Below are 15,013 nucleotides of genomic sequence, written 5' to 3'. Positions count from 1 at the left end.
GGTTACCACTTTCCGTCCGATTTTGGCAGCGCTCAACTTTAAATTCCAAATTGGTGCGGCAGTTATCGACCCTTACTTCGGACTAGCAGCCGCAAATAACAAAATTGCAGCTGAATTTCCTGATTTTGTCGGAACTGCAACAACAGCCCTTTTGATTGGCTTTGGAGTCAATATTCTGCTAGTGGCTTTCCGTAAACTCACTAAAGTGAGAACCCTCTTTATCACAGGGCATATCATGGTGCAACAAGCAGCAACTGTTTCTCTTATGGTTCTCTTCTTGGTTCCACAATTGCGCAATGCTTACGGTACAGCAGCTATCGGAATTATCTGTGGACTTTACTGGGCAATCAGTTCAAACATGACTGTTGAAGCAACTCAACGTTTGACTGGTGGTGGTGGTTTTGCGATTGGTCACCAACAACAATTTGCTATTTGGTTTGTAGATAAAATCGCAGGACGTTTTGGTAAGAAGGAAGAAAGTCTAGACAATCTTAAATTGCCTAAATTCCTCTCTATCTTCCATGATACAGTAGTTGCCTCTGCAACCTTGATGCTGGTCTTCTTTGGTGCCATTCTCTTGATCTTGGGACCAGAAATCATGTCAAATAAAGAAGTGATCACTTCAGGAACTTTGTTCAATCCTGCTAAGCAAGATTTCTTCATGTACATTATCCAAACAGCCTTCACCTTCTCAGTTTACTTGTTTATCTTGATGCAAGGTGTCCGCATGTTCGTATCTGAATTGACAAATGCCTTCCAAGGTATCTCAAGCAAACTTTTGCCAGGTTCATTCCCAGCGGTGGACGTTGCGGCTTCTTATGGATTTGGCTCTCCAAATGCTGTTTTGTCAGGTTTTGCCTTTGGTTTGATTGGTCAATTGATTACAATCGTTCTACTTATTGTCTTCCAAAACCCTATCCTTATCATCACAGGATTTGTACCGGTATTCTTTGATAATGCAGCTATCGCCGTTTACGCTGATAAACGTGGTGGTTGGAAAGCGGCAGTTATCTTGTCCTTCATCTCAGGTGTACTTCAAGTTGCCCTTGGTGCTCTTTGTGTAGCCCTTCTCGACTTGGCAGCTTATGGCGGTTACCATGGAAATATCGACTTTGAATTCCCATGGCTTGGATTTGGCTACATCTTCAAATACCTAGGTATTATTGGTTATGTGCTTGTTTGCCTCTTCTTGCTTGTCATTCCTCAAATTCAGTTTGCCAAAGCTAAAGATAAAGAAAAATACTATAACGGCGAAGTACAAGAAGAAGCTTAGAATTTAGAAAAGGAGAAATAAAATGGTTAAAGTATTAGCAGCGTGTGGAAATGGTATGGGCTCATCAATGGTTATCAAGATGAAGGTGGAAAATGCGCTCCGCAAGCTAAACCAAACAGACTTTACAGTAAACTCATGCAGTGTCGGCGAAGCTAAAAGTTTGGCAGCTGGCTATGATATCGTTATCGCTTCTCTTCACCTAATCCAAGAATTGGAAGGGAGAACAAATGGGAAGTTGATCGGGCTTGACAACTTGATGGATGATAAAGAAATCACTGAAAAACTCAGTCAGGCACTATAGAAGGTTGGAGGGGGCTGGACAGAAACTGTGAAGACTGGATTCTGTCCTAGTCCCTCTTTACATAAAGGAGGTAACTATGAATTTAAAACAAGCTTTGATTGAAAATGATTCAATTCGATTGGGACTTGAGGCGGCTGACTGGAAAGAAGCGGTTAAGTTAGCAGTGGAACCCTTGATTGAAAGTGGTGCAATTTTACCAGAGTACTATGATGCGATTATTGAGTCAACAGAAGAATATGGTCCCTACTATATTTTAATGCCAGGGATGGCCATGCCACATGCTAGACCAGAGGCAGGTGTTCAGCGGGATGCTTTTTCACTGATTACCTTGCAAAATCCCGTTGTTTTTTCAGATGGAAAAGAAGTATCCGTCTTACTAGCTTTGGCTGCGACAAGCTCGAAGATTCATACAAGTGTAGCGATTCCACAAATTATTGCCTTGTTTGAGTTGGAAGATTCCATTGCGCGCTTGCAAGGATGTCAGAGCAAGGAAGAAGTTTTGGATATGATCGAAGAATCAAAAAATAGTCCATACCTTGAAGGATTGGATTTGGAAAGCTAAAAGGAGCAGGAAGATGATGAAAAGAATACCAAATTTACAAGTTGCACTAGACCATTCAGATTTGCAAGGCGCAATTAAGGCTGCTGTATCTGTTGGTCATGAAGTGGATATCATCGAAGCTGGTACTGTTTGCCTACTTCAAGTAGGGAGCGAATTGGTAGAAGTCTTGCGTAGCCTTTTCCCAGATAAGATCATCGTGGCAGACACCAAGTGTGCAGATGCTGGGGGAACGGTTGCTAAGAATAATGCTGTACGCGGAGCAGACTGGATGACTTGTATCTGCTGTGCAACCATTCCGACTATGGAAGCAGCTCTTAAAGCAATCACAGCTGAACGTGGAGATAGAGGAGAAATCCAAATTGAACTCTACGGAGACTGGACTTTTGAACAGGCTCAACTCTGGCTTGATGCAGGAATCTCCCAAGCAATCTACCACCAATCTCGTGATGCTCTACTTGCTGGAGAAACTTGGGGTGAAAAAGATCTAAACAAGGTCAAAAAATTGATCGATATGGGCTTCCGTGTGTCTGTTACAGGTGGACTGGATGTAGATACACTTAAACTCTTTGAAGGAGTGGATGTCTTTACTTTCATCGCAGGTCGCGGAATTACTGAGGCGCCAGATCCGACAGGCGCAGCGCGTGCCTTTAAGGATGAAATCAAACGAATTTGGGGGTAAGCCATGGCACGTCCAATTGGAATCTATGAAAAAGCTACACCCAAGCAATTTACTTGGTTAGAACGCTTGAATTTTGCCAAAGAGTTAGGCTTCGACTTCGTTGAGATGTCGATTGATGAGCGTGATGAACGTTTGGCTCGTCTTGATTGGAGCAAGGAAGAACGTTTGGAGATTGTGAAAGCTATCTATGAAACAGGTATCCGAATCCCGTCCATCTGTTTTTCAGGCCATCGTCGCTATCCAATGGGTTCAAACGATCCTGTTTTAGAAAAAAAATCGCTGGAACTGATGAAAAAATGTATCGAACTGGCTCAGGATTTGGGAGTTCGTACCATTCAGTTAGCTGGCTATGATGTTTATTATGAGGAGAAATCCCCTCAAACACGTGAACGCTTTATCAAAAACCTCCGACAAGCCTGTGACTGGGCGGAGGAAGCTCAGGTGATTTTGGCCATTGAGATTATGGACGATCCTTTTATCAATAGCATTGAGAAGTACTTGGCTATTGAAAAAGAGATTGATTCACCTTATCTCTTTGTCTATCCAGATATTGGTAATGTCTCAGCTTGGCATAATGACGTTTATAGTGAATTTTATATCGGGCACCATTCCCTTGCAGCCCTCCACCTTAAGGATACCTATCCTGTGACCGAGACTTCAAAAGGACAATTCCGAGATGTTCCTTTTGGAGCCGGTTGTGTCAATTGGGAAGCAGCTTTTGATATTTTGAAGAAGACCAACTATAATGGTCCTTTCCTAATTGAGATGTGGTCTGAAAACTGTGAAACAGTAGAAGAAACCAAAGAAGCTATCAAAGAAGCCCAAGATTTCCTCTACCCATTAATAAAGAAAGCGGGTTTGATGTAAGATGAATCAAGTAATCAATAATATGAGAAAACGTGTCTGTGAAGCCAATCAATCTCTTCCTAAGCATGGCTTGGTTAAATTCACATGGGGCAATGTCTCAGAAGTGAATCGTGAACTAGGTGTGATTGTTATCAAACCGTCTGGCGTAGATTATGATAAATTGACTCCTGAAAACATGGTGGTGACAGATTTGGATGGCAAGGTTCTTGAAGGCGATTTGAGACCATCTTCTGACCTGCCAACCCACGTGGAGTTATACAGAGCTTGGCCTGCTATTGGTAGTGTGGTCCACACTCATTCGACAGAGGCAGTTGGTTGGGCACAGGCGGGACGTGATATCCCATTTTATGGGACAACACATGCCGACTATTTTTACGGCTCAATTCCTTGTGCTCGTAGTTTGACTCAGGACGAAGTTGAAGTATCTTATGAAAAGGATACAGGCTTGGTCATTCTGGAAGAATTTGAACGCCGTGGGCTCAATCCAGTTGAAGTTCCGGGCATTGTCGTTCGCAACCACGGTCCATTCACATGGGGTAAGAACCCTGAAAATGCAGTCTATCACTCAGTTGTCCTCGAAGAAGTTGCCAAGATGGACCGCTTCACAGAGCAGATCAATCCAAGAGTTGAACCTGCTCCACAGTACATACTGGAAAAACATTACCAAAGAAAGCACGGACCAAATGCCTACTATGGTCAAAAATAAAAAACGAGCAATTGAAAAGAGGCTTGGAGATATCTAAGCCTCACTTTTGCAGTGAAACCGAAAAGCAAACGAGTCCAATGATAAATATTATCATTGAAACATTTTTATTAAAGTGTTATGATAGGGAGACTGTTTGATTGATTAGTCCCGAATAATAGGAGGAGAAGATGGTATTAGATAAAACGAGTTGTGAGCTATTGCTGTACCTCATGGATCAAGAATCTCCCAAAACGATTATGACCATTTCCAAAGATTTGGGACAATCGAGGAGAAAGGTCTACTATCATATTGATAAAATTAATGATGCGCTGGGTAATCCTGAATATCATCTGGTTAGTCTTCCTCGTATCGGTGTCTATTTGACAGAGGAACAGAGACTTGCTTGTCAGCAACTTTTATCCGAAGTTGACTCCTACGACTATGTGATGAGCGGGGAAGAACGCATGCAGATGATGTTGTTTTGGATTGGAATTGCCAAAGAACGCATCACTATCGAAAAACTTATGGAATTAACAGAAGTTTCGCGCAACACCGTTTTAAATGATCTCAACACCATCCGTTATCAGTTAAGTTTGGAACAGTATCAGGTAACCTTGCAAGTAAGTAAATCACAAGGTTATTATCTGAGCGCGCATCCCCTAAATAAAATTCAACATCTTCAATCTCTCTTATACCATATCTTTATGGAAGGGAATGAGGCTTTTGTTAGTATTCTTGAGGAAAAGATTAAGGATCGCCTTCAAGGGGAGATGCTTTTATCTAGCCAGATGCATCAATTTCTCAAGGAACAGGTGCCTCTGGTTGAACAGGACTTAGGGAAAAAGATTAACCACCACGAAGTCACCTTTATGTTACGTGTGCTTCCCTATCTACTTTTGAGTTGCGACAATGTCACTCGCTATCAAGAGAAACATCAGGATATTGAACAAGAATTTTCTTTGATTCGCAGAAGGATAGAGTACCGAGTGTCTAAAAAATTGAGTAAACGTCTTTTTGAAAGCTTTGAGATTTCTTTATCAGAACTTGAAGTTTCCCTACTAGCAATTCTCCTTCTATCCTATAGAAAGGATAGGGACATTCATGCAGAAAGCAAAGATTTTTATCAGTTAAGGACTAGCTTGGAAGAGTTTATCTGGTATTTTGAATCGCAAACCAAGATGGAAATTGAAAACAAGGAAGACTTGTTGCGAAACTTACTGATTCACTGTAAAGCTTTGTTGTTTAGAAAAACCTATGGAATTTTTTCTAAGAATCCTCTCACAAAACAAATTCGCTCCAAATATAGTGATCTCTTTATCATCACTAAAAAGTGTGCAGAGATTTTAGAGGAAGCCTGGTTTGTGCATTTGACGGACGATGAGATCGCTTATCTGACGATTCACATTGGTGGATTTTTGAAATATACCCCCTCTTCTCAGAATACCACCAAAAAAATCTATCTTGTTTGTGATGAAGGAGTGGGAGTTTCCAAACTTTTGCTCAAACAATGTCGATTCTATCTTCCAAATGAGCAAATCGGAGCAGTTTTCACAACAGAACAGTTTAAAAGTGTCGAAGATATTGCCTTGGTGGATTTGGTGATTACAACAAATGATGAACTCGAGAGTCGCTTCCCTGTCTTAAAGGTCAATCCTATACTAGAGGCAGAGGATATCTTGCGTATCGTCGATTATCTGAAATACAAAGTTTTTCGAAAAGATGGCAGAAGTTTTAGTGAAAATTTATCAATCATTATCTCAACCTATATACCAGACAAGCATGCCGCGATGAAGTTACAAGAGGAAATTCAAGCACTCATTAACCAAGAATTGCTTATCCAGTCCTTTTTTGAAGATTTATAACATGACAGTCCAATGATGAACACAAACCTGTGTTTTTCTTGGTCTTTTTTAATATTCTGGGGGATGATATACTGAGGATGGAAACAATACTTGAACAAAATATGGAGGATATCATAATGCCAAACGTAAAAGAAATTACAAGAGAATCATGGATTCTAGCAACTTTCCCAGAGTGGGGAACATGGCTCAACGAAGAAATTGAAGAAGAAGTCGTCCCTGAAGGAAACTTTTCAATGTGGTGGCTTGGTAACTGTGGAACTTGGATCAAGACACCTGGTGGAGCTAACGTTGTGATGGACCTTTGGTCAAACCGTGGAAAATCTACTAAAAAGGTGAAAGATATGGTCCGTGGACACCAAATGGCCAACATGGCAGGAGTGCGTAAATTGCAACCAAACTTGCGCGTACAGCCGATGGTGATTGACCCATTTGCAATCAATGAGTTAGACTACTACTTGGTTTCTCACTTCCATAGCGATCATATTGACCCTTATACAGCGGCAGCGATTTTGAACAATCCAAAATTGGAGCATGTTAAATTTATCGGACCTTACCATTGCGGACTCATCTGGGAAGGATGGGGAGTTCCAAAAGAACGCATTATTGTAGTTAAACCGGGTGACACGATTGAACTTAAAGACATGAAGATTCATGCTGTTGAATCCTTTGACCGTACTTGTTTGGTAACATTACCAGTCAATGGCGCTGACGAAACAGGTGGCGAACTAGCTGGTCTTGCAGTTACAGACGAAGAAATGGCTCAAAAAGCAGTGAACTACGTCTTTGAAACACCAGGTGGAACCATTTACCATGGTGCAGACTCTCACTTCTCTAACTACTTTGCTAAACATGGAAAAGACTTCAAGATTGATGTTGCCTTGAACAACTACGGTGAAAACCCAGTTGGTATCCAAGACAAGATGACCTCTGTGGACCTTCTTCGCATGGCTGAAAACTTGCGTGCAGAAGTCATCATCCCTGTTCACTATGATATCTGGTCTAACTTTATGGCTTCAACAGATGAAATCCTCGAATTGTGGAGAATGCGTAAAGACCGTTTGCAATACAAATTCCATCCATTTATCTGGGAAGTTGGAGGTAAATATACCTACCCACAAGATAAAGACTTGATTGAGTACCACCACCCACGTGGTTTTGATGATTGCTTCGAGCAAGATTCAAATATCCAATTTAAAGCTTTACTCTAATGTAAAATATTTTTTGGAGGTTATCCGTATGTTGCATGATACGGATAATTTTCATATAATAGTAGGATAGAATGTGTGATTCACTAATCACCTCAAAGAGAAAGGAAATTCTATGTCAAATCTATCTGTTAATGCAATTCGTTTTCTAGGTATTGACGCCATCAACAAAGCAAACTCAGGTCACCCGGGGGTGGTCATGGGGGCTGCTCCAATGGCCTATAGCCTCTTTACAAAACAACTTCGTATCAATCCAGCTCAACCAAACTGGATCAACCGCGACCGTTTTATTCTTTCAGCAGGACACGGCTCTATGCTTCTTTATGCTCTTCTTCACCTTTCTGGTTTTGAAGATGTCAGCATGGATGAAGTCAAGAACTTCCGCCAATGGGGTTCCAAAACACCAGGTCACCCAGAATTTGGGCATACAGCAGGGATTGACGCTACAACTGGTCCTCTAGGTCAAGGGATTTCTACTGCTACTGGTTTTGCCCAAGCAGAACGTTTCTTGGCAGCCAAATATAACCGCGAAGGCTTCAATATCTTTGACCACTATACTTATGTGATCTGTGGAGACGGAGACTTGATGGAAGGTGTTTCAAGCGAAGCGGCTTCATACGCAGGTTTGCAAAAACTCGACAAGTTGGTGGTTCTTTATGATTCAAATGACATTAACTTGGATGGTGAGACAAAGGATTCCTTCACAGAAAGTGTTCGTGATCGTTACAATGCTTACGGTTGGCATACAGCCTTGGTTGAGGATGGAACAGACTTGGAAGCAATCCATGCGGCTATCGAAACAGCTAAAGCTTCAGGCAAACCATCTTTGATTGAAGTGAAGACTGTGATTGGATATGGCTCTCCAAACAAACAAGGGACCAATGCTGTACACGGTGCTCCTCTTGGAGCAGATGAAACTGCAGCAACTCGCCAAGCGCTTGGTTGGGATTATGAACCATTTGAAATCCCAGAGCAAGTTTATGCTGATTTCAAGGAAAATGTTGCAGACCGTGGTGCATCAGCTTATCAAGCTTGGACAAAATTAGTTGCTGACTATAAAAAAGCGCATCCAGAACTTGCTGCAGAAGTAGAAGCCATTATCGACGGACGTGATCCAGTTGAAGTGACTCCAGCAGACTTTCCAGCCTTAGAAAACGGCTTTTCTCAAGCAACTCGTAACTCGAGCCAGGATGCTTTGAACGTTGTAGCTGCCAAGTTGCCAACCTTCCTAGGTGGATCAGCTGACCTCGCTCACTCAAACATGACTTACATCAAAACGGATGGACTTCAAGACGACGCTAATCGCTTAAACCGCAATATTCAGTTTGGTGTTCGTGAATTTGCAATGGGAACGATCTTGAACGGAATGGCTCTTCACGGTGGACTTCGTGTTTATGGTGGAACCTTCTTCGTCTTTTCTGACTATGTGAAGGCGGCTGTCCGCTTGTCAGCCTTGCAAGGACTTCCTGTGACCTATGTCTTTACTCACGATTCTATTGCAGTTGGTGAAGATGGTCCAACTCACGAACCAGTTGAACACTTAGCAGGTCTTCGTGCTATGCCAAATCTGAATGTTTTCCGTCCAGCAGATGCGCGTGAGACTCAAGCAGCTTGGTACCTTGCCGTGACAAGCGAAAAAACACCAACTGCCCTTGTCTTGACACGTCAAAATTTGACTGTCGAAGAAGGAACAGACTTTGACAAAGTTGCGAAAGGTGCCTATGTTGTCTATGAAAATGCAGCAGACTTTGATACGATCTTGATTGCAACAGGTTCAGAGGTGAATTTGGCGGTCGTAGCTGCCAAAGAATTGGCTAGTCAAGGTGCAAAAGTCCGTGTAGTCAGCATGCCATCTACAGATGTCTTTGACGCACAAGATGTGGCCTACAAGGAAGAAATCCTTCCAAATGCAGTTCGTCGCCGTGTTGCGGTCGAAATGGGTGCAACTCAAAACTGGTACAAATATGTAGGGCTTGATGGTGCAGTGCTCGGTATCGATACCTTCGGAGCATCTGCCCCAGCACCAAAAGTCTTGGCAGAGTACGGATTTACGGTAGAAAATTTAGTCAAAGTCGTCCAAAACTTGAAATAATTGCAGAAATCAGAGTGAAAGCTCTGATTTTTTATAACCATAAAACAAGGCACAATCTTGTAAAAGTAGATGAAATTTGATATAGTAGTCCTATGTAAAATATAAAGGAGAAAACAATGAATCCAAATATTACTTTTTTAATCATGTTAGTAGCAATGATGGGCTTGATGTTCTTTATGCAACGTTCTCAAAAGAAGCAAGCACAAAAGCGTATGGAAAGCTTGAACAAGCTTCAAAAAGGCTATGAAGTGATCACAATCGGCGGACTTTACGGAACAGTGGATGAAGTAGATACTGAGAAAAAAACAATCGTTCTTGATGTAGACGGGGTCTATTTGACCTTTGAATTGGCTGCTATCAAGACCGTTTTGCCGCTCAAAGAGGCTGTGACACCAGAAGGAACAGTTGTTGACGAAAGTGGAGCAATCGAAGAATAAAACGGGATCTGTCACTCCCGTTTTTCTATGAGATGAGAGGAAAAGGGATGAGAAAAATAGTATTTGTGTGCTTAGGAAATATTTGCCGTAGCCCCATGGCAGAGTTTGTGATGAAATCCATGACGAGCGATTATCAAGTTGAGAGTCGGGCAACGTCATCGTGGGAACATGGGAATCCGATTCATAAGGGAACGCAAGGGATTTTCCAGCAGTATCAGATCCCTTATGACAAAGACAAAATATCGCTTCAGATTCGCAGAGAAGACTTTGAGTCATTTGATTACATTATCGGTATGGATGCTTCAAACGTTTCGGATCTGCGTCAAATGTGTCCTCAGGAACTACAGCACAAAATCTACTCTTTTGCGTCTGAAAGTGTTCCAGATCCATGGTACACAGGAGATTTTGAGGAAACCTATGCTCGCATCACAAGTGGATGCCAAAGCTGGCTAGATCGTTTAGAAAATGAGAGTGACAATGGAAAAGCTTAAAGAAACCTTCGAAAAATATCGAGTTTATCTAACTAGACCACATATAGAGATTGCAACTGTCCTTCTAATCGTTATCTGTGCCGTCTCAGTTTTTCTACTAAATACACCTAAAAAGGGTGTCCTGACACTTGATGGTGGTGCCCTTGTTTATGATGGAACCTTGGTAAGAGGAAAGATGAATGGTCAAGGAACCCTGTCCTTTGAAAATGGGGACCAATACACAGGTGAGTTCAACAATGGAGCTTTCAATGGTAAAGGAACCTTCCAGTCCAAAGCTGGCTGGAAATATGAAGGTGATTTTGTAAATGGCCAGGCTGAAGGTCAAGGGAAGTTGACTACAGAGCAAGAAGTTGTCTATGAAGGCAGCTTTAAGCAAGGCGTCTTTCAACAAAAACAGTAGTCTCCAGATGAGGAGGCTATTCTTAAAAGTGAAAAAGAAAGCGTTTTCGGTACACAACTTTGATAAATAACTATCAACTAGAAAAACTTTGTGAAATAAAAAAATATTTTTCATAATTTCACAATCATCCAGATAAAACTCTATTGCGTAGCTATATTGAGAAAAAAATCACAATCTCAGAAAATTTCTTTGTGAAATGTTTATGAAACTGTTTACAAAGCATAAAAAAAGAGTTATAATAAACTTGTGAAAAAATTAACAAAGGATAACATCCTTAAAGGCTATGGAGGATAATATGGCTGATAAAAAAACAGTAACACCAGAGGAAAAACAACTTGCTGCTGAAAAGCATGTCGATGGTCTCGTGAAAAAAGCCTTGGTTGCGCTTGATGAAATGCGCAAGTTGAACCAAGAGCAAGTTGACTACATCGTAGCAAAAGCGTCTGTTGCAGCACTTGACGCGCACGGTATCCTTGCACAACATGCAGTTGAAGAAACTGGTCGTGGAGTATTTGAAGATAAAGCGACAAAAAATCTATTTGCCTGCGAACACGTAGTGAATAATATGCGTGGTGTTAAAACTGTCGGTGTTATTGAAGATGACCCTGTTACTGGTTTAACTAAGATTGCAGAGCCTGTCGGAGTAGTCTGTGGTGTCACTCCAACAACGAACCCAACTTCAACAGCTATTTTCAAATCATTGATTGCTTTGAAAACACGTAACCCAATCGTTTTCGCTTTCCATCCATCAGCTCAAGAATCATCAGCACATGCAGCACAAATCGTTCGCGATGCAGCCATTGCAGCTGGTGCTCCTGAAAACTGTGTGCAATGGATTACAGAGCCATCTATGGAAGCAACTGGAGCGCTAATGAACCACGAAGGTGTTGCAACTATCCTTGCAACTGGTGGTAATGCCATGGTTAAGGCGGCTTACTCATGTGGAAAACCAGCTCTTGGGGTAGGTGCCGGAAACGTTCCTGCTTATGTAGAAAAATCTGCCGACCTCCGTCAAGCTGCTCACGACATCGTCATGTCTAAATCATTTGATAATGGGATGGTCTGTGCATCAGAACAAGCTGTTATCATTGATAAAGAAGTATATGACGAATTTGTAGAAGAATTCAAATCATATCACACTTACTTTGTAAACAAAAAAGAAAAAGCACTTCTTGAAGAAAATTCTGTTTCGGTGTTAAAGCAAACAGCAAAAACTGTGCTGGCGCTAAACTAAATGCAAACATCGTTGGTAAACCAGCAACATGGATTGCAGAACAAGCAGGATTCAGCGTTCCAGAAGGAACAAACATCTTGGCTGCAGAATGTGCAGAAGTAGGACCAAAAGAACCATTGACTCGTGAAAAATTGTCACCAGTTATCGCTGTCTTAAAAGCTGAAGATACAGAAGACGGTCTTACAAAAGCTCGTCAAATGGTTGAGTTTAACGGACTTGGTCACTCAGCAGCCATCCATACAAAAGACGAAGCTCTTGCTAAACGCTTTGGTACAGAAATCAAAGCAATGCGTATTATCTGGAACTCTCCATCTACTTTCGGTGGTATCGGGGACGTTTACAATGCCTTCATCCCATCACTGACACTTGGATGTGGTTCATACGGACGCAACTCAGTTGGTGATAACGTGAGCGCTATTAACCTTCTAAACATCAAGAAAGTAGGGAAACGTAGAAATAATATGCAATGGTTTAAAGTTCCTTCAAAAATTTACTTCGAACGCAATTCTATCCAATACCTTCAAACATGTGAAGATATTGAACGCGTTATGATTGTTACAGACAAATCTATCGAAAAACTCGGATTTGTTCAACGTGTTATCGATCAATTGAACGCACGTAACAACCGTGTAACGATCCAAGTCTTCTCAGATGTTGAACCAGATCCAGACATCACAACTGTAGAACGTGGTGCTGAAGTGATGAAAGCATTTGAACCAGACACAATCATCGCTCTTGGTGGAGGTTCTCCAATGGACGCAGCCAAAGTAATGTGGCTCTTCTACGAGCAACCAGAAATCGACTTCCGTGACTTGGTTCAAAAATTCATGGACATCCGTAAACGTGCCTTCCGCTTCCCATCACTTGGTAAGAAAGCGAAGTACATCGGTATCCCAACAACTTCAGGTACAGGTTCAGAAGTGACACCATTTGCCGTTATCTCTGATAAGAAAAACAACCGCAAATATCCATTGGCTGACTACTCATTGACACCAACTATTGCCATTGTTGACCCTGCTTTGGTCGAGTCAGTTCCAGACTTTATCGCTGCTGATACAGGTATGGATGTCTTGACTCACGCTACTGAGGCCTACACTTCAAACTTTGCTAACGACTACACAGACGGTATTGCACTTCAAACTATCAAACTTGTCTTTGAATGGTTGGAAAAATCTGTTAAGACAGCTGACCCAGAAGCACGTGAAAAAATGCATAATGCGTCTACAATGGCTGGTATGGCCTTCGCCAATGCCTTCCTTGGTATGAGCCACTCAATGGCCCACAAGATTGGTGGTGTTCACCATACTGTTCACGGACGTACAAACGCGATCTTGCTTCCATACGTTATCCGTTACAATGGTACTCGCCCATCTAAGACAACTACATGGCCTAAGTACAACTACTGGAAAGCTGATGAGAAATTCCAAGACATCGCGAAAATGCTTGGATTGCCTCACTCAACTCCAGAAGAAGCGGTTGAAGCTTATGCCAAAGCAGTTTACGATCTTGGTGAAGCAGTTGGAATCACAATGAACTTCAAAGGCTTTGGAATCGATGAAAAAGTTTGGAAAGACAGTTTGCATGAAATTGCCTTGCTTGCTTATGAAGATCAATGTTCACCTGCAAACCCACGCTTGCCAATGGTAGCCGACATGGAAGAAATCATGGCAGATGCTTACTATGGTTATGCAGAACGTCCAGGACGTCGTAAATAATCGTTTATCAGCCTAGAGGCAGGAGTAATCCTGTCTCTTTTTTGTAGATTTTTTTGAAAAATGTTATAATAAAGGCATATATTTATTTGAATATCAAAGCTTTTGAAATGATGCGAGGGAAAAATGAGAGAAGTGAATGATTTAGGGGAAAAGGTAAGACTCCTTAGAGAGGGGAAAGGTCTCAGTCGTCCAGTTTTTTGTGGGGATGAGTCAGAGTTATCCGTTCGTCAGTTGGTGCGTATCGAAAAAGGAGAATTTCGTCCTACTATAAAAACACTAGAATACATTGCAGATAGGTTAGGTATTCCATCTTATGTCTTGATGCCAGACTATAAGGAATTACCCAAGCGTTACCAAGAATTAAAGTACTTTCTTCTTCATCATCCTGACTATGGAGACAAAGAGTTGCAGGAACAAAAGGAAAAATATTTTGATGAGATTTTTGAATGTTTTTATGATGATTTGCCACGTGATGAGAAAGTGGTAGTGGATTGTCTTCAAGCCATAGATGAGGTGAGAGCAACTGATAATGAACAATATGGGCTTGCGCTAGTAGATGAGTATTTGGACGAACTTTGTAATCAAAGTGAGTTTTCATTTTCAGACCTTTTGAAAATTCGATTGTATTTTTTATGTAGTTATTTAGAAAATATAAAAAAAGGACAGTTACCTATTAGCGAGCAGACAAAACTTCAATCAATGTTTCAAAAGGTTTGTGATAAAGTAGAGAAAAGTAGTGCCGAAGATTTATTTCTAGTTCGAGATGTATTATTTGCAGGATTAGGTAGTTGTGAACTACTTAACAACCTAGAGTTATTTAAGTTGGCGGTGGAAAAACTCAATTGGATTGCTGAAAAAACACGAGATTTTCAAAAACAACCAATTGTCTTGATGGTGGAGTGGAAGTATTATATTCAGACGGATTATGATACAGCAAAACAAAAGTATGAAGAAGCAAAAATGATGGCGAGAATGTTTGGAAATGAGAAGTTAATCGTTAGTTTAGACAATGAATGGACCGAGGACCTAAAAAGATATCGTTAAATGGGTTAATAGGAGTGACATTTCTGTCATTGGGGGCTTTTTAAAAAACGGATATAATTCTATATGTAAGCAAAAGTTATCCTAGGCTTGCTTATTTGAAGAGTTAATGAATAATGTGTTATTTCAGTAACTTAATCTATATTATATAAAGGAGGGAATTAAAGAT

Annotated in this window: 13 protein-coding genes and 1 pseudogene; all 14 read left to right on the top strand. The window is 41.2% G+C overall.

Going from position 1 to position 15,013, the window contains the following annotated elements; translation table 11 throughout:
- Positions 1-1,273: PTS ascorbate transporter subunit IIC (locus SORDD16_RS08745; protein WP_061453146.1), on the top strand; the 1,273-nt coding region annotated here is incomplete at its 5' end.
- 22 nt (positions 1,274-1,295) lie between these two features.
- Positions 1,296-1,574, top strand: coding sequence for a PTS sugar transporter subunit IIB (locus SORDD16_RS08740; RefSeq protein WP_000241470.1), 279 nt, complete (start codon positions 1,296-1,298; stop codon positions 1,572-1,574).
- A 76-nt stretch (positions 1,575-1,650) separates the two neighbouring features.
- Positions 1,651-2,136, top strand: a complete 486-nt coding sequence (locus tag SORDD16_RS08735) for a PTS sugar transporter subunit IIA (protein ID WP_061453145.1) — start codon at positions 1,651-1,653, stop codon at positions 2,134-2,136.
- Positions 2,137-2,149: 13 nt separating this feature from the next.
- Positions 2,150-2,815 carry a 3-keto-L-gulonate-6-phosphate decarboxylase UlaD gene (locus tag SORDD16_RS08730; RefSeq protein WP_061453144.1) on the top strand — a complete coding sequence of 222 codons (666 nt, stop codon included), beginning with the start codon at positions 2,150-2,152 and terminating at the stop codon, positions 2,813-2,815.
- 3 nt (positions 2,816-2,818) lie between these two features.
- Complete coding sequence (locus SORDD16_RS08725) at positions 2,819-3,682, top strand: L-ribulose-5-phosphate 3-epimerase (protein WP_061453143.1); 864 nt, start codon at positions 2,819-2,821, stop codon at positions 3,680-3,682.
- Between the two features lies 1 nt (position 3,683).
- Positions 3,684-4,388, top strand: a complete 705-nt coding sequence (locus SORDD16_RS08720) for an L-ribulose-5-phosphate 4-epimerase (protein ID WP_061453142.1) — start codon at positions 3,684-3,686, stop codon at positions 4,386-4,388.
- 167 nt (positions 4,389-4,555) lie between these two features.
- Positions 4,556-6,229: a BglG family transcription antiterminator gene (locus SORDD16_RS08715; protein ID WP_061453141.1), complete on the top strand. Its 1,674-nt coding sequence runs from the start codon at positions 4,556-4,558 to the stop codon at positions 6,227-6,229.
- 116 nt (positions 6,230-6,345) lie between these two features.
- Complete coding sequence (gene ulaG / locus SORDD16_RS08710) at positions 6,346-7,437, top strand: L-ascorbate 6-phosphate lactonase (protein WP_061453140.1); 1,092 nt, start codon at positions 6,346-6,348, stop codon at positions 7,435-7,437.
- Positions 7,438-7,549: 112 nt separating this feature from the next.
- Positions 7,550-9,526, top strand: a complete 1,977-nt coding sequence (tkt, locus tag SORDD16_RS08705) for a transketolase (RefSeq protein WP_061453139.1) — start codon at positions 7,550-7,552, stop codon at positions 9,524-9,526.
- 116 nt (positions 9,527-9,642) lie between these two features.
- A complete protein-coding gene (gene yajC / locus SORDD16_RS08700) occupies positions 9,643-9,963 on the top strand; it encodes a preprotein translocase subunit YajC (protein ID WP_061453138.1) in 321 nt (106 codons plus the stop codon).
- 47 nt (positions 9,964-10,010) lie between these two features.
- Complete coding sequence (locus SORDD16_RS08695) at positions 10,011-10,454, top strand: low molecular weight protein-tyrosine-phosphatase (RefSeq protein ID WP_061453137.1); 444 nt, start codon at positions 10,011-10,013, stop codon at positions 10,452-10,454.
- Positions 10,441-10,854 (top strand): MORN repeat-containing protein, encoded by a 414-nt coding sequence (locus SORDD16_RS08690; RefSeq protein ID WP_061453136.1) that lies wholly within the window; start codon positions 10,441-10,443, stop codon positions 10,852-10,854. Before SORDD16_RS08695 ends, SORDD16_RS08690 begins: the two co-directional genes overlap by 14 nt.
- A 295-nt stretch (positions 10,855-11,149) precedes the next feature.
- Positions 11,150-13,803, top strand: a pseudogene (gene adhE, locus SORDD16_RS08685) (bifunctional acetaldehyde-CoA/alcohol dehydrogenase).
- Positions 13,804-13,926: 123 nt separating this feature from the next.
- Positions 13,927-14,847: a helix-turn-helix domain-containing protein gene (locus SORDD16_RS08680; RefSeq protein ID WP_061453135.1), complete on the top strand. Its 921-nt coding sequence runs from the start codon at positions 13,927-13,929 to the stop codon at positions 14,845-14,847.
- Positions 14,848-15,013: the final 166 nt, after the last annotated feature.

This window comes from Streptococcus oralis (assembly GCF_001578945.1).
GTDB classification, from domain to species: domain Bacteria; phylum Bacillota; class Bacilli; order Lactobacillales; family Streptococcaceae; genus Streptococcus; species Streptococcus oralis_Q.
This window is presented reverse-complemented; position numbering and strand designations above follow the sequence as displayed.